22 protein-coding genes and 1 pseudogene are annotated in these 26,710 nt (G+C 74.5%); 7 read left to right on the top strand and 16 right to left on the bottom strand.

Annotated elements, in window-relative coordinates; all coding sequences use genetic code 11:
- Nucleotides 1-513 (bottom strand): annotated as a pseudogene (locus SZN_RS21130) (hypothetical protein); the annotation flags it as partial.
- A gap of 337 nt (nucleotides 514-850) precedes the next feature.
- Between SZN_RS21130 and SZN_RS21135 the strand changes: the two are divergent.
- Nucleotides 851-1,825: an alpha/beta fold hydrolase gene (locus SZN_RS21135; protein WP_007498369.1), complete on the top strand. Its 975-nt coding sequence runs from the start codon at nucleotides 851-853 to the stop codon at nucleotides 1,823-1,825.
- Nucleotides 1,826-1,911: 86 nt separating this feature from the next.
- Here SZN_RS21135 and SZN_RS21140 read toward each other — a convergent pair whose 3' ends face one another.
- The 3 genes from SZN_RS21140 to SZN_RS21150 all read right to left on the bottom strand — a co-directional run bounded on the left by SZN_RS21140 (nucleotide 1,912) and on the right by SZN_RS21150 (nucleotide 5,202).
- Nucleotides 1,912-2,304 (bottom strand): VOC family protein, encoded by a 393-nt coding sequence (locus SZN_RS21140; RefSeq protein ID WP_007498370.1) that lies wholly within the window; start codon nucleotides 2,302-2,304, stop codon nucleotides 1,912-1,914.
- A 319-nt stretch (nucleotides 2,305-2,623) separates the two neighbouring features.
- Nucleotides 2,624-4,417 (bottom strand): serine/threonine-protein kinase, encoded by a 1,794-nt coding sequence (locus SZN_RS21145; protein ID WP_007498371.1) that lies wholly within the window; start codon nucleotides 4,415-4,417, stop codon nucleotides 2,624-2,626.
- Nucleotides 4,418-4,623: 206 nt separating this feature from the next.
- Nucleotides 4,624-5,202 carry a GlcG/HbpS family heme-binding protein gene (locus SZN_RS21150; protein ID WP_007498372.1) on the bottom strand — a complete coding sequence of 193 codons (579 nt, stop codon included), beginning with the start codon at nucleotides 5,200-5,202 and terminating at the stop codon, nucleotides 4,624-4,626.
- A 304-nt stretch (nucleotides 5,203-5,506) separates the two neighbouring features.
- On the opposite strand from SZN_RS21150, the gene SZN_RS21155 reads away from it, so the two are divergent.
- Both SZN_RS21155 and SZN_RS21160 read left to right on the top strand, forming a co-directional pair.
- Nucleotides 5,507-6,655, top strand: a complete 1,149-nt coding sequence (locus SZN_RS21155) for a sensor histidine kinase (RefSeq protein WP_078508792.1) — start codon at nucleotides 5,507-5,509, stop codon at nucleotides 6,653-6,655.
- Nucleotides 6,652-7,320, top strand: a complete 669-nt coding sequence (locus tag SZN_RS21160) for a response regulator (RefSeq protein ID WP_007498374.1) — start codon at nucleotides 6,652-6,654, stop codon at nucleotides 7,318-7,320. The genes SZN_RS21155 and SZN_RS21160 overlap by 4 nt, the downstream gene beginning before the upstream one ends.
- Nucleotides 7,321-7,395: 75 nt before the next feature.
- On the opposite strand, the gene SZN_RS21165 is transcribed toward SZN_RS21160, so the two are convergent.
- The 12 genes from SZN_RS21165 to SZN_RS21220 all read right to left on the bottom strand — a co-directional run bounded on the left by SZN_RS21165 (nucleotide 7,396) and on the right by SZN_RS21220 (nucleotide 19,037).
- Nucleotides 7,396-7,686 (bottom strand): hypothetical protein, encoded by a 291-nt coding sequence (locus tag SZN_RS21165; RefSeq protein WP_007498375.1) that lies wholly within the window; start codon nucleotides 7,684-7,686, stop codon nucleotides 7,396-7,398.
- A gap of 55 nt (nucleotides 7,687-7,741) precedes the next feature.
- Complete coding sequence (locus tag SZN_RS21170; RefSeq protein WP_007498376.1) at nucleotides 7,742-8,746, bottom strand: sugar kinase; 1,005 nt, start codon at nucleotides 8,744-8,746, stop codon at nucleotides 7,742-7,744.
- Complete coding sequence (locus SZN_RS21175; RefSeq protein WP_007498378.1) at nucleotides 8,743-9,633, bottom strand: SMP-30/gluconolactonase/LRE family protein; 891 nt, start codon at nucleotides 9,631-9,633, stop codon at nucleotides 8,743-8,745. The genes SZN_RS21170 and SZN_RS21175 overlap by 4 nt, the downstream gene beginning before the upstream one ends.
- Nucleotides 9,630-10,262 carry a bifunctional 4-hydroxy-2-oxoglutarate aldolase/2-dehydro-3-deoxy-phosphogluconate aldolase gene (locus SZN_RS21180; protein WP_007498380.1) on the bottom strand — a complete coding sequence of 211 codons (633 nt, stop codon included), beginning with the start codon at nucleotides 10,260-10,262 and terminating at the stop codon, nucleotides 9,630-9,632. Before SZN_RS21180 ends, SZN_RS21175 begins: the two co-directional genes overlap by 4 nt.
- A complete protein-coding gene (locus SZN_RS21185) occupies nucleotides 10,253-11,098 on the bottom strand; it encodes a hypothetical protein (protein WP_007498382.1) in 846 nt (281 codons plus the stop codon). The genes SZN_RS21180 and SZN_RS21185 overlap by 10 nt, the downstream gene beginning before the upstream one ends.
- A gap of 4 nt (nucleotides 11,099-11,102) precedes the next feature.
- Complete coding sequence (gene dgoD / locus SZN_RS21190; RefSeq protein WP_007498383.1) at nucleotides 11,103-12,248, bottom strand: galactonate dehydratase; 1,146 nt, start codon at nucleotides 12,246-12,248, stop codon at nucleotides 11,103-11,105.
- Nucleotides 12,245-13,015, bottom strand: a complete 771-nt coding sequence (locus SZN_RS21195; RefSeq protein WP_007498384.1) for a FadR/GntR family transcriptional regulator — start codon at nucleotides 13,013-13,015, stop codon at nucleotides 12,245-12,247. Before SZN_RS21195 ends, dgoD begins: the two co-directional genes overlap by 4 nt.
- A gap of 46 nt (nucleotides 13,016-13,061) precedes the next feature.
- Nucleotides 13,062-13,835, bottom strand: a complete 774-nt coding sequence (locus tag SZN_RS21200) for an SDR family NAD(P)-dependent oxidoreductase (RefSeq protein ID WP_007498385.1) — start codon at nucleotides 13,833-13,835, stop codon at nucleotides 13,062-13,064.
- 64 nt (nucleotides 13,836-13,899) lie between these two features.
- Nucleotides 13,900-15,969: an alpha-galactosidase gene (locus tag SZN_RS21205; RefSeq protein ID WP_007498387.1), complete on the bottom strand. Its 2,070-nt coding sequence runs from the start codon at nucleotides 15,967-15,969 to the stop codon at nucleotides 13,900-13,902.
- Complete coding sequence (locus SZN_RS21210) at nucleotides 15,966-16,814, bottom strand: carbohydrate ABC transporter permease (RefSeq protein ID WP_007498389.1); 849 nt, start codon at nucleotides 16,812-16,814, stop codon at nucleotides 15,966-15,968. Before SZN_RS21210 ends, SZN_RS21205 begins: the two co-directional genes overlap by 4 nt.
- On the bottom strand, nucleotides 16,814-17,749 hold the full coding sequence (locus SZN_RS21215; RefSeq protein ID WP_007498390.1) for a carbohydrate ABC transporter permease: 936 nt from the start codon (nucleotides 17,747-17,749) through the stop codon (nucleotides 16,814-16,816). The genes SZN_RS21210 and SZN_RS21215 overlap by 1 nt, the downstream gene beginning before the upstream one ends.
- A 1-nt stretch (nucleotide 17,750) precedes the next feature.
- The gene (locus SZN_RS21220) at nucleotides 17,751-19,037 is read right to left on the bottom strand and encodes an ABC transporter substrate-binding protein (protein WP_007498398.1); all 1,287 of its coding nucleotides are present in this window, start codon (nucleotides 19,035-19,037) and stop codon (nucleotides 17,751-17,753) included.
- A gap of 477 nt (nucleotides 19,038-19,514) precedes the next feature.
- Between SZN_RS21220 and SZN_RS21225 the strand changes: the two genes are divergently transcribed.
- The 4 genes from SZN_RS21225 to SZN_RS21240 all read left to right on the top strand — a co-directional run bounded on the left by SZN_RS21225 (nucleotide 19,515) and on the right by SZN_RS21240 (nucleotide 26,574).
- Nucleotides 19,515-23,591, top strand: a complete 4,077-nt coding sequence (locus tag SZN_RS21225) for a discoidin domain-containing protein (protein WP_043732173.1) — start codon at nucleotides 19,515-19,517, stop codon at nucleotides 23,589-23,591.
- 139 nt (nucleotides 23,592-23,730) lie between these two features.
- Complete coding sequence (gene mgrA, locus SZN_RS21230) at nucleotides 23,731-24,774, top strand: L-glyceraldehyde 3-phosphate reductase (protein ID WP_007498400.1); 1,044 nt, start codon at nucleotides 23,731-23,733, stop codon at nucleotides 24,772-24,774.
- Nucleotides 24,775-24,991: 217 nt separating this feature from the next.
- A complete protein-coding gene (locus SZN_RS21235) occupies nucleotides 24,992-26,152 on the top strand; it encodes a S1 family peptidase (protein WP_007498401.1) in 1,161 nt (386 codons plus the stop codon).
- A 92-nt stretch (nucleotides 26,153-26,244) separates the two neighbouring features.
- Nucleotides 26,245-26,574 carry an antibiotic biosynthesis monooxygenase family protein gene (locus SZN_RS21240; protein WP_007498403.1) on the top strand — a complete coding sequence of 110 codons (330 nt, stop codon included), beginning with the start codon at nucleotides 26,245-26,247 and terminating at the stop codon, nucleotides 26,572-26,574.
- Nucleotides 26,575-26,710: the final 136 nt, after the last annotated feature.

The raw sequence follows: 26,710 nt of genomic DNA on the forward strand, positions 1-26,710 counted from the left end.
CGTCGGGGACGCGGCGGCGGCCGGTGCCCCGGTGCCCGCGGCGGGGAAGCCCGCGGAGGGCACCAGCGGTCCGGTGAGGCGGCCGGAGGCCCACTGCCGGGCGGCCTCGGCGTCGGCGAGCACCGCCCGCAGGGTCTCCTGCACCTCGCGCCGGGCGTCCGGGCCGAGCGGATGCCCGGCGTCGGCGGCGAGCCGTACGGCCTGCCCGGCGAGGGCGGTGACGAGCTGGTGCTGCTGCCGGCCGAGCGCACGCAACTGCGGCCCGTCCAGGTCCCGATGGGCCGCGCGCAGCGCCTCACCCAGCTCGATCAGCGGGCCGACCTCGTCCCGCCGCGCCCTGACCAGGATGTTGCCGGCCCAGGCGGAGAGGCTGGGCCGGCGCAGCCGCCGGATCTCGTCGGCGAGTCCGCGCCGGCCGTCCGTGCGGGCCGCCGCGACCCGCGCGTCGCGGGCGGCGGTGAACTCCTGCGGCCGCAGCCCGTAGAGTTCGTCGGCCACCGAGTCCAGGTCCACGGGTTTTCCTCACGCTCGCGCGGGCGCCCTGCGGGGCGGCGGTCCTTGAGGGAATTTTCCCACTCGCCCCGCTTTCCCGACATTCACGCGCCGCGGAGAGAGAACCCGGGCCGCCGGGTGAGGCACGGCGCGCGCCGGGTCGCGCGCCGCCCGTCCGGCTGGTTCGCGGCACCCGCCAGGGCCGGCGCGCCTCGCCGGCGGGGCTGGTTCACCTCGCCCGCCGGGGGTCGTGCGCGCCGCCCGCCAGGTGGTTTGCCGGATCGGCAAAGCGGCTCGTGGGGCGCCGGTCGGGCCGCGCATGATCGGGGTGTCGGAGGTCGTGTACGGAGGAGGTCGGATGTCGCAGCGCACGCATCGCGTGGTCGCCTCGCCCGGTGGGCGGGTGCACCTGGTGGAGCAGGGGGCCGGGCCGCTCGTGCTGCTGGTGCACGGATTCCCGGAGTCCTGGTACTCCTGGCGCCACCAGCTGCCCGTGCTCGCGGCGGCCGGGTACCGCGCGGTCGCCGTCGACGTGCGCGGCTACGGCCGCTCCTCCCGCCCCGCCCCGCCCGCGGCGTACCGGATGACGGAGCTGGTCGAGGACAACGTCGCCGTGGTGCGCGCGCTGGGCGAGGAGTCGGCCGTGGTCGTGGGCCACGACTGGGGCGCGGGCATCGCGGCGCACTCGGCCCTGCTCCGGCCCGGCGTGTTCCGGGCGGTGGGGCTGCTGAGCGTGCCGTACACCCCGCGCGGAGGTCCGCGTCCGAGCGAGGTGTTCGCCGCGATGGGCGGGGACGAGGAGTTCTACGTCTCCTACTTCCAGGAGCCCGGCCGCGCCGAGGCGGAGATCGAGCCCGACGTACGGGGCTGGCTCGCGGGCTTCTACGCCGCGCTGTCCGGCGACACGACGCCGGCGCCCGGCGCGCCGGACCCGCACTTCGTGAGCAGGGCGGCGGGCACCCTGCGGGAGCGGTTCCCGAAGGGGCGTCCGGCGTGGCTCACCGAGGCGGATCTCGACTTCTACGCCGGGGAGTTCGAGCGGACCGGTCTGACGGGAGCGCTCGGCCGGTACCGGGCCGTGGACCGCGACTGGGAGGACCTGGCCGCCCACGACGGGGCACCGGTCACCCAGCCGTCGCTCTTCGTCGGCGGCGACCGCGACGCCTCGACCACCTGGCTGGCCGACGCGATCAGCGCGTTCCCCCGGACGCTGCCGGGGCTCGTGTCCTCGCACCTCCTGGAGGGCTGCGGCCACTGGATCCAGCAGGAGCGGCCCGCCGAGGTCGGCCGGATCCTGATCGACTGGCTGGACGGGCTGCCCGGCGGCCGGTAGGGGCGGTGGGCACCCGGCGCGGACCCGCCGCGCCCGCCCGGGGCGGCGTCGCCGTCCGCGGGCGCGGCACGCGAGGCCGGCGGGGGCTACCGCGCCTGCGTCGCGATCTGGATCAGATTGCCGCAGGTGTCGTCGAGGACGGCCGTGGTGACGGGGCCCATCTCGACGGGCTGCTGGGTGAAGCGGACCCCGAGGGCGCGCAGCCGCTCGTACTCGGCGTGCACGTCCTCCACGGCGAACTGGGCGAGCGGGACGCCGTCCTCCACCAGCGTGTCGCGGTAGGTCCTGGCGATCGGGTGACCGAGGGGCTCAAGGAGGAGTTCGGTGCCGCTGGGCTCCTCGGGTGAGACGACCGTCAGCCAGCGGTCCTTCTCGCCGACCGGGACGTCGTGCTTCAGCACGAAGCCGAGGACGTCCGTGTAGAAGCGCAGGGCCTTGGCCTGGTCGTCGACGAAGACGCTGGTCAGATGGATCTTCATGGGCCGTTCTCCTCCGGTCCGGGTGGGTCGTGCGCCGGCCGCCGCCCGGTGATCCGCGCGGCGGGGCCGTGTCGGGGTCGTGTCGAGGTGGGGGAACGGGTACCCGCCGTCCCGCCCGGTCCCGACGGGTCCGGCGGTCTCCGGCACCGCCGGGTGCCGGGAGACCTCCGGACGCGAGATGCCGGGCCGGGGCTTCCCGCGCGGTCGCGCACGGATCTCCCACAGTGTCCGTCCGGATGTCCCGCTCGGCTCGTCGGGGGCGGTCCGTGTCCGGCCGGTGCGCCGGGCCGGGGCCTTCGGTCCCGCCGCCGTGCCCCGGTCAGTCCTCGGCCGGATAGATCTTGGTCACCCTGCCCTTGGGGTCTGCTCGGAGATAGCCCGAGCCGTAGTCGTCGCCGAGGTAGACGGCCAGGCTCTCGGGCTCGTCGAAGGCGGTGTTGGGCGGCTTCGCGATGATGTAGCGCGAGGTCGGCTTGTCGACGTTGAGCTTCTTCTCGGCCATGGCCAGCAGCGCGGGCACCTTGTCCCAGTCGAAGCCGTCGAGCCGCATCGGCTTATCGATGCTGGAGATCGTGCTGCTGATGATGCCCTTCTCGACGCCGCTGCCCGGCCGGTAGGTGTACGAGTCGTACTTCTTGCTGCTGCCCTTGACCATGATCTCGGCGGACACGTACTCCGGATAGACCGTGAGGTCGGAGTACCAGTCGCGGCCCGTGGCCTCCTTGAACGCCTTGATCGCGGTGCGGATGCCGGCGGGGGTCAGCAGACTGCCGGACGTACCGCCCTGGTCGGCGGCCGGGTCCGCCTCCTTCGACCCCTCGGCGGCCGGGACATCGCCGCCCTTCGCCGTGTCGGCGCCGCGCGAGGAGGACGTGCCGGGCGTCGATCCGGCGCCGTTCCCGCGCGTGTCGGAGCCGGGGGGCAGCAGCCACCACACCAGGCCGACCACGCCGGCCACCCCGAACGCCGACATGCTCATCAGGGCCGTACGGCCCGCACCGCCCCGGCGGACCGCCCCCGCGGGCGCCGTCAACGGCTGCGGGAGGACCGGCGGCGGGCCGAAGCCGCCGGAGACGGGGCCGGTGGGCGCGGCGGAGCGGCCCGGTGAGCCGAACGTGGTGGCGGGGGCCGGCTGCCCGGAGCCGCCGAACGTGCCGGCCGGGTGGCCGGGGCCGCCGAACGTGCCGGCCGGGGCGGGGTGTCCCCCGGTCGCGGCGGGCGGGGTCAGCGCGTAGGACGTGGGCCCGGAACGCGGCGGTCCGGCCGGGCCCGCCTCGACCTCGGCGAGCAGCCGGTCCAGTTCCGCGGCCGACGGGCGCGCCGAGGCGTCCCGCACGAGCACGCTCATCAGGACCCCGCCCAGGGCGTCGGCCCGTTCCGGCGGCGGCACGTCCTCGTGGAGGACGGCGGCGAGGGTGGCGAGGGTCGTGCCCCGGCGCAGCGGGTGACGGCCCTCGACGGCGGTGTACAGCATCATCGCCAGCGACCACAGGTCCGACGCGGAGCCGCCCTCGTGCCCCGAGATGCGCTCCGGCGCCATGAAGTCGGCGGTGCCGATGATGGAGCCGGTGGCCGTGAGGCTGGTGGTCTCGCGGATCGCGGCGATGCCGAAGTCGGTGAGGACGGGGCGTCCGTCGGGCCGCATCAGGACGTTGGCGGGCTTGACGTCCCGGTGCTGGATACCGGCGTCGTGCGCGGCCGTCAGCGCGGCGAGCACACCGCGGCCGATCCGGGCGGCCTCGGCGGGCGGCATCGGTGTGCGCTCCAGCCGGTCGGCGAGCGAGCCGCCGCTGACCAGCTCCATCACGAGCCAGGGGTAGGTGCCCTCGCCGCCGTCGACGATGTGGTGGATCGTGACGACGTTCGGGTGGTCGATCCGGGCCAGCGCCCTGGCCTCGCGCAGCACCCGCTCGCGCAGCATCCGGGCCCCCTCGGGGTCGTACTCGGCCAGGTCCCGGTCGGGCGGGCGGACCTCCTTGACGGCCACCAGCCGGTGCAGCGCCAGGTCCCTGGCCCGCCAGACCGTGCCCATGCCGCCCCCGCCGAGGCGGGCCTCCAGTGCGAAGCGCCCGTCCACGACGCGTCTGCCGGGGGCTCTGTCGTCCTCACTCATGGGCGGGAGCTTAGTGGGCCCCTCCGACAGGCTTAGCCGGGGCCGGGGCACATCAAGTGACGGCGGCGGCCACGGCCTTGGCCGGAGCGGCCCGGACGGGCGGCGCACGGTCCGTCCGCCGTCCGTCCGCCGGGAGGCCGTACCCGAGCGGGAAGCCGTCTCCGAGCAGGCGGCCGTATCCGAGCGGGAGGCCGTCCCCGTACCTGCTAGCGGGCGAGGGCGTCGACGCCCGCCTGCGCGAACTTCTCGTCCAGGGCGCCGGAGGGCGCGCCCGCGACGCCGATCCCGGCGACGGGCGCCTTGCCTGCCGTCACGGGGGCGCCGCCCGCGAGGAACAGGGTGCCGGGGATGTCCTTGAGGTTGGGCGTCTGCTCCAGGCGCTCCGCGAGCTGCGAGGTGGGGGCGTTCCAGGAGACCGCGGTGTACGCCTTGCGCTCGGCGGACTCGTAGGACTGCGGGCCGGCGCCGTCGCCGCGCAGGGTGACGACGGTGTTGCCGTTGCGGTCGACGACGGCGACCGTGACGCGCTGGTTCTCCTTCTCGGCGGCGTCCAGCGCGGCCTGGGCCGCCTTGGCCGCCGCGTCGACGGTCAGATGCGTGGAGGTGGTGGTCGCGCGGGCCGGGGCCGGGGCGGGCGCGGCGGCGGAGGTGGTGGTGGAGGTCGAAGCGTTCGCGGAGGCGTTCGCGGACACCGCGCCGAAGCCGGCCACGGCGACGACGGCGAGCACGGCACCGCCGGTGGCGACGCGGGCACGGCGGGAGAAGGTCTTGCGCACTCGGTTCATGGGTCGGTCGACTCCTTCGGTGGACGGGCGGCCCGGTGACCGCCTCGCTTCGTCCGGTCTCCAGCCTCGGCCCGAAAGCGGACCCGGGCGGTCGGCGTACCGGCTGGCTCCGGGCAGCGGGAAGGACGACGGCGGTGTCATCCGATCGGTTGACCCGCGGGCGCCGGGCGCGGGGCCACAATGGAGGTGTTTGCCCAGATCAGAGCCCAGGGACGGAGCCCGGGGACAGGAAGGGAGGCGGCGGCGCGTGGCGAACCGGTCACCGCGGGCGGACACCGTGGACGGGCGATGGCTCGGCGCGGTGATGCACACGGCGTTCTTCCTGCTGCTCGGCGGGGCGCTCGCCCGTTTCCTGCTGCGCCATCCCGGCCAGCCCCGCACGCCGTGGATCATCGCGCTGTGCGTGGTGCTCGCCGTGCTGCACCTGCTGGGGCCGCGGGCCGGTCGGGCGGGGCCGCGGCCCGGCGCCCGGCAGGCGGCCTGGCTGGCGTCGGTCGTGGTGGTGTGGATGGTCCTGGTCGTGCTCGCGCCGAGTTTCGCCTGGTGCGCGGTGCCGCTGTTCTACACCGGCCTGCGGACGCTGCCGCAGCGCGCGGCCCTGGTGCTGGTGGCCGTCCTGACGGTGTTCGTCGTCGCGACGCAGGTCCAGCTCGCCGGGAGCTTCGACCCCAACCTGGTGCTGGCGCCGCCCGCCGTCGCCGCGCTGGCGACCGCCGTCTTCCTCCAGATGGAACGGCACACGGCCCGCCAGCGCGTCCTGATCGACGACCTGATCCGCACCCGTCACGAACTGGCCGCGTCGGAACGCCGGGAGGGCGCCCTCGCCGAGCGCGAGCGGCTGTCGATGGAGATCCACGACACCCTCGCCCAGGGCCTGTCGAGCCAGCGGATGCTGCTCCAGGCCGCGGACCGGGTGTGGGAGAGCGAGCCGGACAAGGCCCGCGCCCATGTCCGTACGGCGGCGTCCGTCGCCGAGCACCACCTCGCTGAGGCCCGGCGCTTCGTGCACGACCTGGCGCCCGCCGACCTCGCCCGGGGCGGGGACCTCGCCGAGGCGCTGCGCGCGCTGGCCGCGCGGGAGTCCGGGCCGCGGCTGACCGTGCGGGTGGCGGTCGACGGCGAGGAGCGGCTGCCCCGGCTGCCCGACGCGGTCCAGTCGGCGCTGCTGCGGGTCGCCCAGGGCGCCCTCGCCAACGTCCGCGAGCACGCCGGGGCCGGGACGGCCGTGCTCACCCTGACCCTGCTCGACGACACCGTCGTCCTCGACGTCGGCGACGACGGCCGAGGCTTCGACCCCGCCTCGCCGCCCCGCTCCCCCGGCGCGGACCGCGGCCACGGACTGCCCGCGATACGGGCCCGGCTGCGGGCCCTCGGCGGGACGCTGACCGTGGAGTCCGCGCCCGGCGAGGGCACCGTCCTGTCCGCCGCGGTCCCCTTGGAGGAGCCCCGATGACCGGTCCCCTCGGGGGCGCCCCGACACCCCCCGGCCGTGCCCCCGTGCGCATCCTGGTCTGCGACGACCACGCCGTCGTACGGGCCGGACTGCTCGCCCTGCTCGACAGCGCCCCGGGCATCGAGGTGGCCGGCGAGGCCGGCAGCGGCGAGGAGGCCCTCGCGCTGGCGGTGAAGCTCGCGCCGGACGTGGTGCTGATGGACCTCCAGCTCGGCGCGGGCATCGACGGCGTGGAGACCACGCGCCGCCTCACCTCCGCTCCCGGTGGCGCGCCGCATGTCCTCGTGCTGACCACGTACGACACCGACGCCGACATCACCCGGGCCATCGAGGCGGGCGCCACCGGCTATCTGCTCAAGGCGGAGCGGCCGGAGGAGCTGTTCGCCGCGATCCACGCCGCCGCGGAGGGCCGGCCCGCCCTGTCCGCGCCGGTCGCCGGGCGGGTGATGGCCGGGCTGCGCAGTCCGCGGCCCGGCCTCACCGACCGCGAGCGCGACATCCTCGCCCAGCTCGCCCTCGGGATCGGCAACCGGGACATCGCCCGCGCCCTGTTCATCAGCGAGGCCACGGTGAAGACGCATCTGCGCCGGATCTACGACAAGCTCGGCGTCGACACGCGCGCGGGCGCGGTCGCGGTGGCCAAGGAGCGCCGCCTGCTGCCCTGAAGCGGCGAGGGACCGGCCGCTGCGGCCGCGCCCGCCGCCGGGCGGGTGCCCGGACGGCGTCGGTGCGGGTCGCCCCTACACGCCCCGGCCCCCCGCATCGGCGTGGCGGGCGGCCTTCTTCAGCTGGTCCTCCACGTCGCTGCGGGACGCCCCGCGCTCGCGCGCGTAGGCGGCGACCGCGACCTGGAGATCCCGTGCGAGGTCGCGCCAGGCGCGCAGCGCGGTGTTGTACGTCTCGGTCTGGCGGGCGCCCCAGCCGCCCACCTGGGTCGGCGGGCCGTACTTGCCCCGCAGTTCCTCGACGCGGCCGTGCGCATGCTCGGCCGCGCGCTGCTTCTCCACGAGCTCTCCGAAGATGGTCGTCACACAAATGGAGCATAGATGGGCATATGACATGCCGCGCGCCGAGTGCCGGGCGGGCTCACGCCGGGGGTGCCGCACCCGCCCGCCGCGCCCACCCGGCGGGCGACAGGTCCAGCAGGGCTTCGGTCTCCCGGGGATCGGGCAGGGGGCCGTGGTCGCCGGTGACCCGCAGCGCGGAGGCCGCGGTGAGATGGCCGAGGCGCAGGGCCGCGGTCGTGGTCCTGCCGCGCAGCAGGCCCGCCAGGAACCCGGCCGCGAAGGCGTCCCCGGCGCCCACGGCCTCCACGACCGCCACCCGGGGCGCCGGGACCGTGACGGCTTCCTCGCCGGTGAAGGCCGTGGCCGCGTGCGCGCCGTCCTTGACGACGAGGACGCGGGGCTTCGGAATGCGGTCGCGTACGGCCCCGGGCGTCAGGTGGCCGCCCCACAGCGTCTGCGCCTCGTCCAGGCCGACGAGGACGATGTCGGCGCGGTCGGCCAGTTCCCGCAGCACGTCGGGGGCCGTCGCGCCGGGCCACAGGGCGGCGCGGTGGTTGACGTCGAAGCTGACGGCGTAGGGGCGCTCCGCCGCCAGGGCCGCGGTCACCAGCGCGCGGCAGGATGCGGACAGGGCGGGGGTGATGCCCGTCAGGTGCAGCAGCGCCGCGCCACGCACGGGCGGGGCGGCCAGCACCTCGGGTCCGAGGGCGGAGGCGGCCGAGCCGCGCCGGTGGTAGTGGACGCGGGTACCGGCGGGGCCCGGGTCCTTCAGCAGCAGGCCGGTCGGACGGCCGGGGTCGGTGCGGACGTGGGAGACGTCGACGCCGGGGGCGGCGACCGCGGCGCGGACCCTTCTGCCGAGCGGGTCGTCGCCGAGCGCGGAGAGCCAGGAGACGGGGATGCCGTGGTCGGCGAGGTACATGGCGACGTTCGACTCGGCGCCGGCCACCGACAGCCTCAGCTCCTCGGCGTCCTCCAGAGGACCCGGCGGGTCGGGGGCGAGCGCCGCCATGGTCTCGCCGACGCAGACGACCGGGCCCGGCGCGGGCCGCCACCGGGGTGCGGCGCCGGGTGCGCGGCTCATGCCGGACCTCCGGGGGCCGAGGCGGCGCGGAGGTCCAGCCGGCAGGCGGGGGTGGGCGGTCCGGGCACGTCGACGTGCACGGTGAACAGGGCGCCGTCACCGGGGCCGGGGTCGCTCAGCCCCACCCGGGCGGTGGTGATGTGCAGGACGTCGTCCACCAGGCACACTCCGGCGGGCTGCCGGGCGGGCAGCCGCAGGGTGCGGTCCGGGGTCCCGTCGGGCAGGTGGCGGCGCACGGTGCCGGTGCCCCAGAGGGCGATCCACACGGCCCCCTCGGCGTCCACGGCCATGCCGTCGGGGCTGCCGTCGGCGACGGTGACGAACTCCCCGGGTGCGCCCAGGGCGCCCGTGGCGGGGTCGACGGGGTACTGCCGGACCACGCCGCGCGCGCTGTCCGCGAGGTACATCAGCCGGCCGTCGCGGGTGAAAGCGGGCCCGTTGGGGACGGTGATGCCCGCCAGGACCCGTACGACCGTGCCGTCCGGGTCGACCCGGTAGAGGGAGCCCGCGTCCCGGTCGGCGTCGCAGGACATGCTTCCGGCCCAGAACCGGCCCGAAGGGTCGGCGGTGCCGTCGTTCATGCGCATGCGCGGGCGTACGCCCTCCTCGGGGCGGGCCAGCCAGTCGAGGGTGCCGTCGGGGCGCAGCAGGCACACGCCGGTACCCGCGGCGGCGATCCAGGTGTCCTCGTGTCCGGCGACGGGGGCCACCGCGCCGAGCGGGACGGGGAGGCGGGCGAGCGTGTTCAGGGGCGCGGCGGGGTTGTCGGGGACGGACAGGAGGCGGCCGTCGAGGATGTCGACGAGGACGGTCCGGGTACCGGTCCAGCGGATGCCCTCGCCGAGTTCCAGGCGGTCGGGGCGGGTGGTGCGCGGGCCGGCGGTCATCGCACCACCTCCGCCACGACGGTGCGGAAGCGGCGGGCGCGCTCCCTGAGGGCGGTGAGGCTGCCGCCGTCCGCCGCGTCGCCGACGAGGGGCGAGCCCACGCCGACCGCCGCGGCACCGGCCGCGAGGCAGGCGCGGGCGGCGGTCTCGCCGACACCGCCGACGGGCACGAGCGGCGCGTCGGGGAAGGGGCCGCGCAGGGCCTTGAGGTAGGCGGGCCCGCCGAACTGCGCGATCGGGAAGATCTTGAGCGCGGCGACGCCCAGGGCGCGGGCGGCGACGATCTCGGTCGGGGTCAGGACCCCGGCGAGGACCGGCATCCCGAGGGCGTGGGCGGTGGTGACGCCCGCGCCCAGGCCGGGGGTGACGGCGAAGGAGGCTCCCGCGCGTTGGGCCGCGCGCGCGTCCTCGGCGGTCAGCACGGTGCCCGCGCCGAGCGGGCGGTCCGGGCCGAGGGCCTCGCGGGCGCGGGCGATGACGCCGAGGGCGTCCCTGCCGGAGAGGGAGACCTCGACGAGGTCGACGCCCTCCTCGGACAGGGCGAGCACGGTGCGCAGCGCGGCGTCGGGGTCGTCGCCCCGGACGACGGCGACGAGGCGGTGTACGGCGAGCGCGGCGGTCAGGTCCACGGACGGTCCTCCTTCGGTGCGGGGGGCTCGGGGCAGCGGCAGGACGGGGTGAGCGTGAGCCGCCAGCGGACCTCGCCGGTGGCCGGTACCCGGGCGGCGTCGCCCGGGCCCGCGTCGGCGAGGTCGAAGACGCGGCCGAGCATCGGCTCGACGCCGGTGCTGCGGTACGGGCGCTCCGGCGGGAAGCCGGCGAGGTTGCGCCACAGGGCGGTCGACACGGGCTGCCTGTCCGCCCGCAGCAGCAGGGCGAGCCGGTCGTCGCCGTCGTGGACGCAGCACAGGTCCGCGTCCACGACGGCGCCGACCGCGGTGCCGTCGTCGGGGCCGAGCCGGTCCATGGGCACACCGTGGGGTGCGGGCCAGGCGCCCGCCACCCAGGGCGCGCCGGGCGGCCAGGGGCCGGGCAGCAGGGGCGCCGCCTCGGGGAAGAGGCGGGTGGCCGCCCCTGGGGGCATGTGCAGGGTCGCGTCGGCGGACAGGTCGAGCAGGGCGTGCGCCGCCCACACGAACCGGAAGCCGGGCGCCGCGGTGAGGGTGTAGTCGGCGGCGACGCCCTCGGCGGTGGGGGTGAGGGTCCGGGCGAGGGTGAAGGAACCGGCCCCGACGTGCTGGGTCTCGCCGCTCACGGTCCAGGCGCGCGCCCAGACGTCGCCGTGGTCGGGCAGTCCGCGGACGGTGGGGACGCACTCCTCCAGTCCGCCCGCGTCCGCGAACGCGTCGCCCGGGGCGGCCAGGCCGCGCTCGGGTGCGGGGCGGTGCCAGAGCCATTCGCGGGCGGGTGAGCGCAGGGAGGTCCAGCGGCCGCCGTGCCCGGGGTCGGTGGTGACCGTCAGCACGGGCTCACCACTCGGCGAACGAGCCGTCTGCGTGCCGCCAGACGGGGTTGCGCCAGGCGTGTCCGGCGGCGTCGGCGGCCCGTACGGCCGTCTCGTCGACGGTGATGCCGAGGCCGGGGGCGTCGTTGCGCGGGGCGTGGCCGTCGACGAAGCGGAAGGGGGCGGGGTCGACGACGTAGGACAGCAGGTCGGCGTCCTTGTTGTAGTGGATGCCCCGGCTCTGTTCCTGGATGAGGAAGTTCGGTGTGGCGAAGGCGACTTGGAGGCTGGCGGCCAGGGCGATCGGGCCGAGCGGGCAGTGCGGGGCGAGCTGGGCGCCGTAGACGTCGGCGAGGGAGGCGATGCGGTGGACCTCGGAGATGCCGCCGGCGTGGGAGGGGTCGGGCTGGGCGACGGCGATGCCCGCCGTCAGCGCGGGCAGGAACTCCGCGCGGGAGTAGAGGCGTTCGCCGGTGGCGAGCGGCACCGGGCTCGTGGCGACCAGGCCCGCCAGCAGCTGACCGTGCTCGGGGACGACGGGTTCCTCGACGAACAGCGGGTGCAGCGGGGCGATTTCGGCCAGGACGCGGCGGGCCGCGGCGGCGCTGAAGCGGCCGTGGAAGTCGACGGCGACATCGCGGCCGGGGCCGAGGACCTCGCGGGCGGCGGCGACCCGGTCGACGACGGCGGCCGTCTCGGCCGCGGTGGTCAGGGGCGGGGTGGCGCCGGCGGCGTTCATCTTGACCGCGGTGAAGCCGGCCTCGACCTGGGCGGATATCTGCTCGGCGAGTGCGGCGGGTTCGTCGCCGCCGACCCAGGCGTAGACGCGTACGCGGTCGCGGACCGGGCCGCCGAGCAGGGCGTGCACGGGGGCGCCGTAGGTCTTTCCGGCGATGTCCCACAGGGCCTGGTCGAGGCCGGCGACGGCGCTGGACAGGACGGGGCCGCCGCGGTAGAAGCCGCCCTTGGTGAGCACCTGCCAGTGGTCCTGGATGCGCAGCGGGTCCTGGCCCAGGAGGTGCTCGGCGAGGACGTCCACGGCGGCGCGGACCACCTCGGCACGGCCCTCCACGACGGGTTCGCCCCAGCCGGCCACGCCCTCGTCGGTCTCGATGCGGCAGAACAGCCAGCGCGGCGGGACCAGGAAGGTCTCGATACGGGTGATCTTCACTTGCCACCCGTGCCTTTCACGTCGTCGGAGGGGGCGCCCTGGGCCCGCGGGTCGTCGGGGCCGTCGATCCGGTCCAGGTCGCGCCCGGCCTGGACGAGCAGGGCCCGCATCGCGCGCTCCGCGGCCCCCGGGTCGCGCTCGCGCACGGCGTCCAGGACAGCGCGGTGGGCCGGTACGGGGTCCTCGCTGTGGGGGTGGCTGTGCACGATGCGGTCCCGGTGGGCGAGGCCCGGCTCGATGACCATCTCCATGCGTTCCAGCAGTTCGTTGTGGGTGGCGGCGAGCAGGGCGCGGTGGAAGGCGAGGTCGGCCTCGACCGCCTGCCCGGCGTCCGCGCCGTGCGCGTCCATGGCGTCCAGGGCGGCGTCCAGGGCTGCGAGGTCCTCCTCGGTGCGGCGCTGCGCGGCGAGGCGGACGGCGGCCGGTTCGACGATCGCGCGGACCTCGGCGAGGTTGCGCAGCAGTGTCCGGTCGGCGTCGGTGGCCTCGTCGGCGCCCTCGAACTGCCAGCGCAGCACGTCGGCGTCGAGCAGGTTCCAGTCGGCGCGGGCCCGCACGAAGGTGCCGCGCTTCTGGCGGGCGTCGACCATCCCCTTGGCGGCGAGGACCTTCAGGGACTCGCGCAGGGCGGTGAGACTGACGTCCAACTCGCTCTGCAGCGCCACCAGGTCGAGCGTGGCTCCCTCGGGGATGTGCCCGCCCAGGATGCGGCGGGCGAGGGATTCCACCGTCTGGCCGTGCACGCCGCGGCGGGCGTAGGGCGTCATGTCGTAGAGCCTTTCTGCTGGGGTGCGGGGGCTGTGGGGGTGCGGGTCATGCGGAGGCTTTCAGGACGCTCCAGCCCCCGTCGACGACGAGGCTCGTGCCGGTGACGTAGGCGGCCTCGTCCGCGGCGAGGAAGGCGATGGCGGCGGCCACCTCCTCGGGGGTGCCGAAGCGGCGGGCGGCGGTCTCGGCGACGCTGCGCTCGCGGTCCTCGGGCGGCACGCGGTCCCAGGCGGCCGTCAGGATGGGGCCGGGGACGACGGCGTTGACGCGGACCTGCGGCCCGTACTCGACGGCGAGCTGCCCGCACAGGGACAGCAGGGCGCCCTTGGACGCGGCGTAGGCCGGGTGTCCGGGGATGCCCACGCGGGCGTGCACGGAGGAGGTCAGCACCACCGCGCCGCGCCGGGCCCGCAGATCGGGCAGGACGGCCCGGAAGCCGAGGAAGCCGGCGGTGACGTTGACGGAGAGCTGGCGCTGCCAGGACTCCAGGGTCAGCTCGTGCGCGGGGGCGACGTCGACGGTGTAGGCGTTGGAGACGAGGACGTCCACCGGGCCGAAGGCGTGGGCGGCGGCCACGACGCGCGGCCAGTCGTCCTCGTCCGCCGCGTCGGCGCGCACGAACCGGGCCCGGCCGCCGCCCTCGGCGATACGCGCGGCGAGCGCGGCTCCGCTGTCGCCGGCGATGTCGGCGAGGACGACGGCCGCTCCCTCGTCGGCGAGGCGTACGGCGGTCGCGGCGCCGATGCCGGAGGCCGCGCCGGTGACCACGGCGGTGCGGCCGGTGAAGCGCTCGCCGGGCCGTCGGGGGGACTGGTCCATCGTCAGGTCGACTCCTTCGGGGGCTCGGGACGGGCGGGCGGGCCGTCCGGGAAACATATGACGCTCACTCACGTGTGAGTACCACGAGGTCGGCGTCGTGATCGGCACTCCAGGCGAACGGCAGCCCGTAGTGCAGCAGATGGGCGCCGCTGTACGTCGTCCCGCTCGCCGTGTCCCGGTAGCGTGCCGCCGGGTCCAGCGCCCGCAGCCGCAGCCGGGCGGGGCGGCCGGGCACCAGCGGCGCGCCGTCGAGGCGGCCGGTGCTCAGCGCGGCGACGACGGTGCGCCCGTCCGCGTCGTACTGCACCCCGCAGGTGGGGTCGGCCGGTGTGCCCAGCAGGCGGGCCTCGCCGAGGTGGACGACGTCGCGGACCTCCTTGTAGCGGGCGATCCACCCGGCGGCCTCGGCCCGCTGCGCGGGTGTCCAGGCGCGCAGGTCGGCGCCGATGCCGAGGACGCCGCACATGGCGTTCACGAAGCGGAAGGCGAGCGAGCGCGGCCGGGGGTCGAAGACGCCGGGCGCGTCGGTGACCCAGGAGCTCATCACGTGCGGGGCGTGGGCGTGCAGGAAGCCGTGCTGGATGGCGAGCCGGTCCAGCGGGGCGGTGTTGTCGCTGGGCCAGACGACGTCCGTGCGGGCGATCGTGGCGTGCTCGACGCGTCCGCCGCCGCCGGCGCAGCCCTCGACGGTGACGCCGGGGTGGGCGGCGCGCAGGTGGTCGAGCACGCGCAGGTATCCGGCGACGTGCTCGGCGTCCAGGTCGGCGGGGCCGGCCGAGGGGCGGCCGCGTTCGGTGGGCGGCCGGTTCATGTCCCACTTGAGGTAGTCGATGGCGTAGGTGTCCAGGAGCCGGTCCAGGGTGGCGATCACGAAGTCCTGGACGTCGGTGCGGCCGAGGTCCAGCAGGAGCTGGTGGCGCACGAGGCGGGCGGGGCGGCCGTCCACGCGGTAGACCCAGTCCGGGTGTTCGGTGTGCAGGCGGCTGCCGGGGCTGACCGCCTCGGGTTCCACCCACAGGCCGAAGTCCAGTCCGAGGGCGCGCACGTCGGCGACGAAGCGGTCGAAGCCGTCGGGGAAGGCGGCGGGGTCGGGGTGCCAGTCGCCCAGGCCGCCGGTGTCGTCGGCACGTCCGGTGAACCAGCCGTCGTCGACGACGAAGAGTTCGGCGCCGATGCCGGCCGCGGCGCGGGCCAGTTCGAGCTGTCCGGCGGCTTCGACGCCGAAGCCGGTGGCCTCCCAGGAGTTGTAGAGGACCTTGCGGGGGCGGTGCAGGCGCTCGCCGGAGAGCCGGCGTTCGTAGCGGTGCCAGACGCGGGAGAGGCCGTCAAGGCCGTCGGCGCTGAAGGCGCAGGCCAGGCGGGGGGTGGTCAGCCGCTCACCGGGTGCGAGCCGGACCGCGCCCTCGTGCGGGACCCGTCCGGCCCGCACCCGGACCGCGCCGCCGGGCTCGGCCTCGGCGGTGATGTGCCAGTTGCCGGACCACTCCAGGGCGACGCCGTAGGCGGGGGCGTCCTCGCCGGTCGTGTCCTGCACGGCGAGCCAGGGCGCGTAGGCGTGGCCGGGCACGCCCTGGATGCTGCCCATGGTGAAGGTGCCCCGGGTGAGGTGGAGTTGGGTGCGCTGGAACTCCTGCGACCACTGGCCGGTGAGGTAGGTGAGCCGGGCGCCGGCCGTGACGGGCACGGTGACGGCGGCCGAGTCGAGCCGTTCCAGGCGCAGTTCGCGCGAGGCGGTGAACTCGGTCCAGCGCAGGACGATGTCGGTGCCGGGCACGGTCTCGTAGCACAGGACCGTGCGCAGTCCGAGGAGTCCGTCGGTGAAGGCGAGCCGCAGTCCGGTCCCGGTCTCCTGGGCGCCGTCGAACTCCCACCAGGAGCCCCGCTCCCCGTCGGGGCCCGCGGCGATGAGTTCGGCTCCGGTGAACGGCCGTATGCCGTACGGCAGGTATTCGGCGGGGGCCGCGTCGGCGGGGGTGATGAAGTGGGTGCGGTGGGACCAGTCGAGGGCGGACGGGCCGTGCTCCGCGCCGTGCGGTCCCCAGGCGTCCAGCTCGGCCCACGGGCCGTCCGGGGAGAGCCGGACGGTGTAGCCGGTGTGCTCGGTGCGCAGGGTCCAGCGCGGGTACGGCGTCACTTGACCGCTCCGAGGTTCAGGCCGGCCACGAAGTGGCGCTGGAAGCGCAGGAAGACGGCGACGGTGGGGGCGGCGGCGATGACGGAGCCGGCGGCGATCACGTTCCACTGGGAGACGTACTGGCCCTGGAGGCCGATGAGGGCCGCGGTGATCGGCATCTTGGTGTCGCTGCGCAGCACGGTGATGGCCCAGAGCAGGTCGTTGAAGATCCAGGTGAACGAGAGGGCGCTCAGGGCGGCGAGGGCGGGGCGGGTCAGCGGCAGGATGACGCGCCAGAAGATCTGCCAGGGCCCGGCGCCGTCGACGACGGCGGCCTGCTGGATCTCGGCGGGGATGGCCCGCATGAAGCCGTGCAGGACGAAGACGTAGAAGCCGACGCCGAAGCCGATCTGCACGCCGATCAGCGCGGGCAGGGTGTCGTACACCCCGATCAGCTCGCTGAGCTTGGACACGGGGATCAGCAGGATCTGCGGGGGGAGCAGGTTGCCGCCGAGCATGAGCAGCAGCAGCGAGCGCCGCAGGGGCAGTTCGTAGCGGCTGAGGGCGAACGCTGCCATGGCGGCGAGGGCCAGCGTCACCAGCACGCACGGCACGGTGACGATCAGGCTGTTGATCAGGGCGCGCTGCTGGCCGCCGTCGACCCACGCCTGCCGGAAGTTGTCCAGGGTGAAGGACCGGGGCAGGCCGCCGAGGCCGTTGGCCGCGATGTCGTCGAAGGAGCGCAGGCTGGTCACCACGACCAGGGCGATGGGCAGCAGCCACAGCAGGGCGAGGGTGCCTGCGGAGAGGTGGAATCCGGCGGTGGCGGCCCGTTTGCGGCGCAGCGCCGTGGAGTTGGCGGACATCAGTCGGCCTCCCGGAAGGCGCGCACGAGGTAGGAGGCGATGACGCCGAACGCCAGCAGGAAGATGACGACGGCGAGGGCGGAGCCGTAGCCGAGCCGCAGGGACTGGAAGGCGGTCGCGTACATGTAGGTGCTCAGCAGTTCGGACGAGTGGTAGGGGCCGCCGCGGGTCAGCGACCACACGACGTCGAAGGAGCGCAGGGAGTCGATGATGATGACGGACACGACGACCGCGTTGACGCTGCGCAGTTGGGGCAGGGTGACATGGCGCAAGCGCTGGCGGGCGTTCGCGCCGTCGACCTTGGCGGCCTCGTACAGGGCGGGGTCGACGCCCTTGAGGCCGGCGAGGTAGAGGACCATCACGTAGCCGATCTGCCGCCACAGCGCGGGCACGATGACCGCGTACAGGGCGGTGTCCTGGTCGGCGAGCCAGGCGTGGCGCAGGCTGCCGAGTCCGACGGACCCGAGGACCTGGTTCAGGACGCCGTCGGGCTGGTAGACCGCCTGCCAGACCAGGCCGGTGGCGACCAGGGAGAAGACGACGGGCAGGAACAGGGCGGCGCGGTAGAAGCCGACGCCGCGCCGCTCCTGCTGGAGCAGCAGGGCCGCGGCGAGGCCGAGCACGGCGGACAGGCCGCCGAACAGCACGAGCCACAGCACGGTGTTGACGACGGCGCCGCGGAAGGTCTCGTCGCCCGCCATCTCGCGGAAGTTGTCCAGGCCGACGAAGGCCGGCGGGGACACGCCGTCCCAGTCGGTCAGGGCGAGGTAGAAGCCCTGGAGGGCGGGCCAGAACACCCAGACGGCCTCGGCGAGCAGCGGGACGAGGACGAAGGCGAGCACCAGCGGGGGTGTGTTGCGCGGGCCCCGGGCCCGGCGGCCCCGGGAGGCCGCCGGAGCCGGGGACTTGCGGTGGGGGGCGGTCAGGACGGCCATGTCAGGCCGTCCAGATCTTCTCGGCGTCGCGCTGCCAGTCCCGCAGGATGCCGTCGATCTCCTTGGGCTTGGCGAGGAACTTGGCGAGGGCGTTGTCCGCGGTGGGCTGGAGGGCGTCGCTGGAGTCGCGGTTGAAGAACTGGGTGATCTCGACGGCCTCCTCGATGTGCGCCCGGCCCTTCCTGACCAGCGCGGTGCCGGAGTCCTGGGCGTCGGGGTGGCAGGGCAGGACGGTGCCGGAGGAGCCCTTGATGTAGGTCTCCTGGGCCTCGGCGGTGGCGAGGTAGCGGAGCAGGTCGAGCACGCCGTCGCGGCGGCCGGTGCGGGCGCTGGCGAAGTAGCCGTCGGTGGGGGCCTCTTCGGCGAGAGGCACCTTCGGGTCGATGACGGGGAAGCGGAAGAAGTCGATGTCGTCGAGGACGTCCTTCGGCGCCGCGTCGGCGAAGAAGGTGCCGATGAGCATCATGCCGCTGCGGCCGTTGAGCAAGGCGGTGGTGGCGTCCTGGAAGGCCCCCGCGACGCCGTTGGGGTCGAAGTAGGGCAGCACCTCCCGCCAGCGGTCGAAGACCTTGCGCACCTGGGGGTCGTCGAAGCGGCGCTTTCCGGCGAGGAGTTCGCGGTGGTAGACGGCGCCGTTGATGCGGATGTCCAGGTAGTCGAACCAGGCGGAGGCGACCCAGGCGGTGTTGCCGCCCGCGCCGAGTCCGACGGGGGCGACGCCCTTGCTCTTGAGCTTGTCGCACACGCCGAGGAAGCCGTCCCACGTGGTGGGCGGGCGCACGCCCCACTTCTCGAAGTGGGACTTCCGGTAGAACATGCCCCACCAGTAGGAGGTGGCGGGCACGAAGACCTTCTTGCCGGAGGTGGCGGTGCACAGGGTCCGCAGTGCCTTGGAGTAGCCCTTGAGTTCGGGTCCGTCCCACAGGTCGCCGAGGTCGAGGAGGAGGTCCTTCTTCGCGTAGGCGTCGGCGACCGAGCCGGGGTACCAGGTGTAGACGTCCGGCGGGTTGGCGGAGGTCAGGTAGGTGGGCAGCTGGGTGCGGAAGGTCTCCGCGGCGACCGTGTTGAGGCTGACGGTCCCGGTCTTCTTCCCGGCGTAGGCGGCGACGACGTCCTGCATGGCCGCCTTGGCCTGGGGCGCGGAGAGATTGGACTGGAGGGTGACCGCGCCGCCGGAGGAGGTCTTCGAGGTCGACGACGAGGTGACGCAGCCGCTGAGCAGCGCGGCCGTGCCGGTGGCGCCGAGTCCCGCGAGGAATCGCCGGCGTCCTGGCTGGAAGTGGGTCATGGAGGGCTCCCTGTGGATCCGCGCGGACGGCCCGGCCCTCCTGACGGCCGGGGCCCGCTCGCGGCGGATCCAGGTTCGCGTGGCACATCCACCACGTCAAGATTAATTACTAATTTATTTCCCCTGAGGTCGGCCGGCGCCACCGGAACCCGCCCGGCGGCACGACCTTCCCGCCCGGCGGGCCGGGCCAAGTGGCACACCCCCGCGCCGAGTCGGGAGGCGCGGGGGCGTGACGCGCCGCCGGCCCGCGGGCGGGACCGTCGGCGCCACGGCGAAGACTGTGGCGCGCGGCTGGAACCCTGTCAATATTAATTACTAATTTACAGAAACACGGTGGATCGCCGCCGGAAGTCTTGACGGACCCAGGCCGGAGGTGCAGGGTTTGGCAACGTTGTCAGACCCCGCCTGACAACGTTGCCAGTCTGCTGGCCCCAGCTCGTTTCGTCCATCGGACATCCCTGATCGGAGCCGCGTCCCATGCCGGATCAGCCTTCTGTGCCGTCCCGTCGCACCGTGCTCAGCGCCGGGTCCACCCTTCTCGCCGGCTTCGGGATCGGCATGAGCCTGCCGTCCGTCGCCACCGCGGCCGGAACCGGCCGGCCGGGCGGCACCGCCCGCGAACTCGCCGCGTACCGTCCGGTGACGGTCTCCTCCACCGACTACGCGCCCACGCCCGCCGAGTTCGCCGTGGACGGCCTCGACACGGTCGGCGTCCGCGGAACCGGCTGGCGCGCCGCGGGCGGTGACCCGCAGTGGATCAGCGTCGACCTCCAGGCGCAGTGCGAGGTCCGCTCTCTGCGGCTCACGTTCGAGGCCACCGCGGACGACCCGCCGTACGTGGACGCGCCCGGCGGCAACCCGCGCGACAACACCACCGGCCAGGAGATCCTGTCCAGTTGCGCCGTCTCCTTCGTGGTCGAGACCTCCCGCGACGGCACGGCGTGGACGGCGGTGTACCGCACCGACTCCGGGCGCGGCGGCGTCGCCGAGATCGAGCTGGAGCGGCCGGTCACCGCGCGCTGGGTGCGCATGACCGTCACGAAGCGCTCCAACGCCAACCCCCTCGGCCTCAACGGCCTCCAGGTGTACGGCACGTGCGACGCCCGCCGTCCCGGGGCGACCGGCTGGACCGACTGGGGCGTCAACCGCCGCACTCCCCCGGCCCTGAAGGTCGCCGCCGACGGCACGGTCGCCCTGGAGTCCGGCTGGGACCTGACGATGGACGACTGGGCAGGCGCCGAGGGCCCCGCGCTGTCCCGGACCTCGGTCGACACCAGCCGCTGGCTCCCGGCCGCGGTCCCCGGCACCGTACTGACCTCCCTCGTGGACGAGGGCCATCTGCCCGACCCGGTCGCCGGCTTCAACAACCTGCACGTGCCGGAGGCCCTCTCCCGCCACTCCTGGTGGTACAGACGCCAGTTCAAGCTGCCCGAGGGGCTGCGCACCGGCTCCGGACGGCGCGTCTGGCTGGAGTTCGACGGCGTCAACCACGAGGCCGAGGTGTGGCTGAACGGCAAGCGCGTCGGCACGGTCACCTACCCCTTCGCCCGCGCCGCCCTCGACGTCACCGAACTCCTGGCCGACCGGGGCGAGAACGCCCTGGCCGTGCGGATCACGCCGATGCCCTACCCCGGCAGCCCGGCCGACAAGGGCCCCGCGGGTCTGGCGTTCGTGGACGCGGGCGCGAACATGATGAACCGCAACTCGCCCACGTACCTGGCCGCTTCGGGCTGGGACTGGATGCCCGCCGTGCGCGACCGGGCCGCCGGCATCTGGAACCACGTCCGGCTGCGCTCGACGGGCGCGGCCGTGCTCGGCGACCCCCGCGTGGACACCCGGCTGCCCGGCCTGCCCGACACCTCCACGGCCGAACTCACCGTCGTCGTCCCGGTGCGCAACGCCGACTCGGCGAGCCGGAGCGTCACCGTCGCGGCCGAACTACTCGGCACCCGGCTCACCCGGACCGTGACGGTCGCCGCGGGCGAGAGCACCGACGTGACCTTCACCCCGCAGTCGCACTCCCGACTGCGGCTGCGCAAGCCGAAGTTGTGGTGGCCCAACGGCTACGGGCAGCCCGATCTGCACGGCCTGGCCCTGACCGCCTCGGTGGCCGGCCAGGTCAGCGACCGGCGCACGACCCGGTTCGGCATACGCCAGTACGGCTACGAGTACGACGTGCCGCTGACCTTCCAGTCGGGCAGCGACTCCTACGCCCAGACCGTGGAACCGGGCCGGCAGAGCGCCCGCCATGTGCGGATCCGGTGTCTGACCCGGGCGACCAGCTGGGGCAGTTCGCTGTGGAGCCTGTCCGTGGTGGACAGCGCCTCCCCCGGCACCGACCTCGCGCTGGGCAGGCCCGCCACCGCCTCGTCCGTGGACGACGGCGGCAACGCGGCCGGCAACGCCACCGACGGCGACCCGAAGACCCGCTGGTCCTCGGCGTTCGAGGACGACCAGTGGATCCGGGTCGACCTCGGCTCCCAGGTCTCCTTCGACCGGGTGGTCCTCACCTGGGAGCAGGCGTACGCCAAGACCTACGTCGTCCAGGTCTCCGACGACGGCGAGACATGGCGCGACACCGCCTCCGTCGACAACGGCGCGGCCCCGCTGCCCTTCCGCACCTCGGGCTCGGCGGCCCTGCAGAACGTCGAGTTCGCGGCGCGCACGGCGCGGCACGTGCGGGTCCTCTGCGGCAAGCGGGCGACGACCTGGGGCACATCGCTGTGGAGCCTGTCCGTGGTGGACAGCGCCTCCCCCGGCACCGACCTCGCGCTGCGCAAGGAGGCCACCGCGTCCTCCGCGCAGGAGGGTGCGGCCTCCAACGCCGTGGACGGAGACCCCAACACCCGCTGGTCCTCGGCGTACGAGGACGGCCAGTGGATCCGGGTCGACCTCGGCGAGCGCGTGCGGTTCGACCGGGTGGTGATCCTCTGGGAGCAGGCGTACGCGAAGACGTACACGGTCCAGGTCTCCGACGACGGCGAGCAGTGGACGGACGTGAAGTCGGTCGACAACTCCACGGTGCCGCTGGCGATCAGCGTCAACGGGGTCCGGGTGTTCTGCCGGGGCGGCAACTGGGGCTGGGACGAACTGCTGCGGCGGATGCCCGCCGAGCGGATCGACGCGGCCGTGCGCATGCACCGCGACATGAACTTCACGATGATCCGCAACTGGCTGGGGTCCAGCAACCGCGAGGAGTTCTACGCCAGTTGCGACGAGCAGGGCCTGCTGGTGTGGAACGACTTCCCCAACGCCTGGGGCATGAACCCGCCGGACCACAAGGCGTTCCTGAGCCTCGCGCAGGACACCGTGCGCCGCTACCGCAGCCACCCGAGCATCGTCGTGTGGTGCGGCGCCAACGAGGGCAATCCGCCCGCCGCGCTCGACGAGGGCATGCGCGCCGCGGTGCGGGCGGAGGCACCGGACCTGCTGTACCAGAACAACTCGGCGAGCGGCATCGTCACCGGCGGCGGCCCCTACGGCTGGGTGGAACCCGGGCGCTACTTCTCCCCGGACACCTACGGCAGCGGCGACTTCGGTTTCCACACCGAGATCGGCATGCCGGTGCTGCCGACCGCGCAGACCATGCGCAACCTGGTCGGCGACGAACCGGAGTGGCCCGTCAAGGACGCCTGGTACTACCACGACTGGAGCACGCGCGGGAACCAGGCGCCCCAGAACTACCGGGCGGCCGTCGAGTCCAGGCTCGGCGAGGTGAAGGACCTCGACGACTTCTGCGCCAAGGCCCAGTTCGTCAACTACGAGAACTTCCGCGCCATGTTCGAGGCGTGGAACTCCCGGCTGTGGGACAACGCCACCGCCCTGCTGCTGTGGATGTCCCACCCCGCCTGGTACAGCACCGTCTGGCAGACCTACGACTACGACTTCGACGTCAACGGCGCCTACTACGGCTGCCGCAAGGCCAGCGAGGCCGTGCACGTGCAGGCGGACCCGGTGAGCGGTGAGGTCATCGCCGTCAACCACACCCCGCGCCGGATCAGCGGGGCCACCGTGACCGCGCGCCGCTACGACCTCTCGGGCCGTGCGCTCGGCCCGGAACTGCGCGAGAAGGTGGACGTCGGGGCGTCCGCGACCGCGCCGGCGTTCACGGCCGGCTGGACCGACGGGCTGCCCGACTTCCATCTGCTGCGGCTGCGCCTCGTGGACGCGCGCGGCGAGGTGCTGGCGGAGAACACGTACTGGCGCTACCGCGAGCCCGCCCACATGCGGGCGCTCAACCAGGCCGCGCGGACCCGGGTCTCGCTGGAGATCACCGGCACGGACCGCTCCGGCGGGCGGCACGGCCTCACGGCGCGGGTGCGCAACCGGGGCACGACCGTCGCGGCGATGGTGCGCCTCTCGCTCCTGGACGCCGAGAAGGGCGGGCGGGTGCTGCCGACCCTCTACAGCGACAACTACCTGTGGCTGCTGCCGGGCGAGTCGCGCACCCTGACCCTGTCGTGGCCGGCGGACGCCCTGCCGTCGGGGCGGCCGGCCGTACGGCTGGAGGGCCACAACGTGCCGGAGACCACCGTGGGCCGGGGACGCGGATGAACACGGCACACCAGGCAGAAACGGTGTCGCTGAATGCGATGAAAAGGATTCCTCGGACGTCAGAATCAGGCAGGAGCACAGTGAACGGGTCCCTCACCCGGACCGGACCACCCCGACTGCACCCTGCGGAGAACACTCGATGAACCACGTCGCGGACCCCGAGCGCTACGACGGCACCATGCGGTACCGGCGCAGCGGCCGCTCCGGACTCGACCTGCCCGTGCTGTCCCTGGGGTACTGGCACAACTTCGGCGACGACAAGCCGTTCGAGACGCAGCGCGAGATCGCGCTGCGCGCCTTCGACCTCGGCATCACCCACCACGACCTGGCCAACAACTACGGGCCGCCCTACGGCTCCGCCGAGATCAACTTCGGGCGGCTGATGAAGCGGGACCTCGCGCCCCACCGGGACGAGCTGGTGATCTCCACCAAGGCGGGCTGGGACATGTGGCCCGGCCCGTACGGACAGGGCGGCGGCTCGCGCAAGCACGTGCTCGCCTCGCTCGACCAGTCCCTGCGCCGGACGGGGCTGGACCACGTCGACATCTTCTACTCCCACCGCCTCGACGCCTCCACCCCGCTGGAGGAGACGATGGGGGCGCTCGACACGGCCGTCCGCCAGGGCAAGGCCCTGTACGTCGGGATCTCCTCCTACGACGCCGAGCGCTCCCGGCAGGCGGCGGCCGTCCTGCGGGAGCTGGGCACCCCGCTGCTCATCCACCAGCCCTCGTACAGCATGCTCAACCGCTGGATCGAGACCGAGGGCCTGCTGAACGCGGCGGAGCAGGAGGGCTTCGGCGTCATCGGCTTCACGGCGCTGGCGCAGGGGCTGCTGACCGGGCGCTACCTCGACGGCGTCCCGGAGGGCTCGCGGGCGACGCAGGGCAAGTCGTTCGACGCCTCGTGGCTCTCGGACGACATGCTGCGCCGGCTGCGCGCGCTCGACGGCATCGCCTCCCGGCGCGGGCAGAGCCTCGCGCAGATGGCGCTCGCCTGGGCGCTGCGCGACCCACGGGTGACCTCGCTGGTGATCGGCGCCTCGCGCACCGAGCAGCTGGAGCAGAACGTGGCCGCCCTGGAGAACGCCGACTTCGCCCCGGAGGAGCTGGCCGAGATCGACACGTACGCCACGGACGGCGGCGTCGACCTGTGGCGGCAGGCCAGGACCGGCGACCTCGGCTGAGCCGCGCACCGCGGCCGCCCACCCCGCGAGATCCGCGCACCCCGGGAGCCCGACCGGCCCCGGGGTGCGCGCTTTCGGCTGCCCGCACCTTTCCCCGGACTTTGGTATGGACCTGACATCAAGGGCTGGCTATGCTCTGCCCCACCCCGCATGAGAGCGCTCTCAAACGCGGTTGTTCCACCCCCACTCCGCTGGAACGACGAAGGGCAACTCCCCCATGAGACGCATCCGACTCAAGTACGCCGGCCTCGCGGCACTCCTCGTCCTCGGCAGCTGGACCGCGGTCGGCACCGGACAGGCCGCGGCCGACGACGCCCCCGCCGAGGCCCGGCAGCAGCCCGCCTCCGAGGGACTGCTGCGCGCGATGCAGCGCGACTTCGGCCTGTCGAAGCAGCAGGCCCAGAGCCGGCTGGCGGCGGAGCGCACCGCCACCACCGTGGCGCCCAAGGCACGCGAGGCCGCCGGATCCGCCTACGGCGGCGCGTGGTTCGACACCAAGTCCCAGCGGCTCACCGTGGCGGTGACGTCCGGCGCCTCGGCCGCGACGGTACGGGAGATCCGGGCCGCCGGCGCGGCCGTGCGCACCGTCGAGCACAGCGCGCGCGAACTCGACGCGACCAAGGCCCGCCTGGACCGCCTGTCCGCACCGGCCGGTGTGAGCAGCTGGAACGTCGACCCTGCGGCGAACACCGTGGTCGTGAACGTGGTCGAGGGAAAGCGGGCTGACAACGATGTCCGCGCCTTCGTGGCACGCGCCCGCGACGCCGGTCCCGTCACCGTCGGCACGGCCCCCGCCGCCCCGCGCACCTACGCCGCCGGAACCGTCGGCGGCGACCCCTACTACACCGGCAACGTCCGCTGCTCCATAGGCTTCTCGGTGCAGGGCGGATTCGTCACCGCCGGGCACTGCGGCCAGCAGGGCGCGAGCGTCCGGGGCTGGGACAACAGCTACATCGGCACCTTCCAGGGCTCCTCGTTCCCGGAGAACGACTACGCCTGGGTGAGCGTCGGCAGCGGCTGGTGGACCGTCCCCGTCGTGCTCGGCTGGGGCACCGTCCCGGACCAGCTCGTACGCGGTTCCGCCGAGGCACCCGTCGGCGCCTCCATCTGCCGCTCCGGCTCCACGACGCGCTGGCGCTGCGGCTCGGTGCTGGCCAAGAACGAGACCGTCAACTACCAGCAGGGCGCCGTGCGCCAGATGACCAAGACGAGCGTGTGCGCCGAAGGCGGTGATTCCGGGGGCTCGTTCATCAGCGGCGACCAGGCCCAGGGGGTCACCTCCGGCGGCTGGGGCAACTGCTCCAGCGGCGGGCAGACCTGGTTCCAGCCGGTCAACGAGATCCTCGGCCGCTACGGGCTGACGCTGGTCACGGCCTGACCTCGGGGGCGGTCCGGGCCACGGCGGCCGGACCGCCCCTCTCGGCGTGAGCCGCCGCGTGCGCGCCGGGGAGCGTGCGGCAGGATGAGCCCATGAGCGTAGTCAAGATCAACGTACTGAGTGTGCCGGTCGAGCAGCGCGAGACGCTGGAGAAGCGGTTCGCCTCGCGCGCGCACGCCGTGGAGGGCTCCGACGGCTTCGAGTGGTTCGAGCTGCTGCGGCCGGTCGAGGGCACCGACAGCTATCTCGTGTACACGCGCTGGCGGGACGAGGAGTCCTTCCAGGCGTGGATGGAGGGCCCGATGAAGTCGGCCCACCAGGGCGGCGCCCAGGAGTCCGGCGACCGCCCCCGGCCCGCGGCGAGCGGCGCCACGCTGTGGTCCTTCGAGGTCGCGCAGCAGGCGGCACCGAAGGACGCGTAGCACACCAGGGTCCGGCCCCCGCGCCCGCGCGGAGGGGTCACCACGTCCGCCGTCGAGAGAGGCAGGCGGCGTCCGGCCCCCGCGCCCGCGCGGAGGGGGCGAAGTCGACGCCCTGGACCAGGCCCAGCCCGGCCCC

This window comes from Streptomyces zinciresistens K42, assembly GCF_000225525.1.
GTDB classification, from domain to species: Bacteria; Actinomycetota; Actinomycetes; order Streptomycetales; family Streptomycetaceae; genus Streptomyces; species Streptomyces zinciresistens.

Coding starts and splice junctions, on each gene's coding strand:
- SZN_RS21135 (WP_007498369.1), top strand. CDS start 851: ATGTCGCAGCGCACGCATCGCGTGGTCGCCTCGCCCGGTGGGCGGGTG.
- SZN_RS21140 (WP_007498370.1), bottom strand. CDS start 2,304: ATGAAGATCCATCTGACCAGCGTCTTCGTCGACGACCAGGCCAAGGCC.
- SZN_RS21145 (WP_007498371.1), bottom strand. CDS start 4,417: ATGAGTGAGGACGACAGAGCCCCCGGCAGACGCGTCGTGGACGGGCGC.
- SZN_RS21150 (WP_007498372.1), bottom strand. CDS start 5,202: ATGAACCGAGTGCGCAAGACCTTCTCCCGCCGTGCCCGCGTCGCCACC.
- SZN_RS21155 (WP_078508792.1), top strand. CDS start 5,507: ATGCACACGGCGTTCTTCCTGCTGCTCGGCGGGGCGCTCGCCCGTTTC.
- SZN_RS21160 (WP_007498374.1), top strand. CDS start 6,652: ATGACCGGTCCCCTCGGGGGCGCCCCGACACCCCCCGGCCGTGCCCCC.
- SZN_RS21170 (WP_007498376.1), bottom strand. CDS start 8,746: ATGAGCCGCGCACCCGGCGCCGCACCCCGGTGGCGGCCCGCGCCGGGC.
- SZN_RS21175 (WP_007498378.1), bottom strand. CDS start 9,633: ATGACCGCCGGCCCGCGCACCACCCGCCCCGACCGCCTGGAACTCGGC.
- SZN_RS21195 (WP_007498384.1), bottom strand. CDS start 13,015: ATGACGCCCTACGCCCGCCGCGGCGTGCACGGCCAGACGGTGGAATCC.
- SZN_RS21200 (WP_007498385.1), bottom strand. CDS start 13,835: ATGGACCAGTCCCCCCGACGGCCCGGCGAGCGCTTCACCGGCCGCACC.
- SZN_RS21210 (WP_007498389.1), bottom strand. CDS start 16,814: ATGTCCGCCAACTCCACGGCGCTGCGCCGCAAACGGGCCGCCACCGCC.
- SZN_RS21215 (WP_007498390.1), bottom strand. CDS start 17,749: ATGGCCGTCCTGACCGCCCCCCACCGCAAGTCCCCGGCTCCGGCGGCC.
- SZN_RS21220 (WP_007498398.1), bottom strand. CDS start 19,037: ATGACCCACTTCCAGCCAGGACGCCGGCGATTCCTCGCGGGACTCGGC.
- SZN_RS21225 (WP_043732173.1), top strand. CDS start 19,515: ATGCCGGATCAGCCTTCTGTGCCGTCCCGTCGCACCGTGCTCAGCGCC.
- mgrA (WP_007498400.1), top strand. CDS start 23,731: ATGAACCACGTCGCGGACCCCGAGCGCTACGACGGCACCATGCGGTAC.
- SZN_RS21235 (WP_007498401.1), top strand. CDS start 24,992: ATGAGACGCATCCGACTCAAGTACGCCGGCCTCGCGGCACTCCTCGTC.
- SZN_RS21240 (WP_007498403.1), top strand. CDS start 26,245: ATGAGCGTAGTCAAGATCAACGTACTGAGTGTGCCGGTCGAGCAGCGC.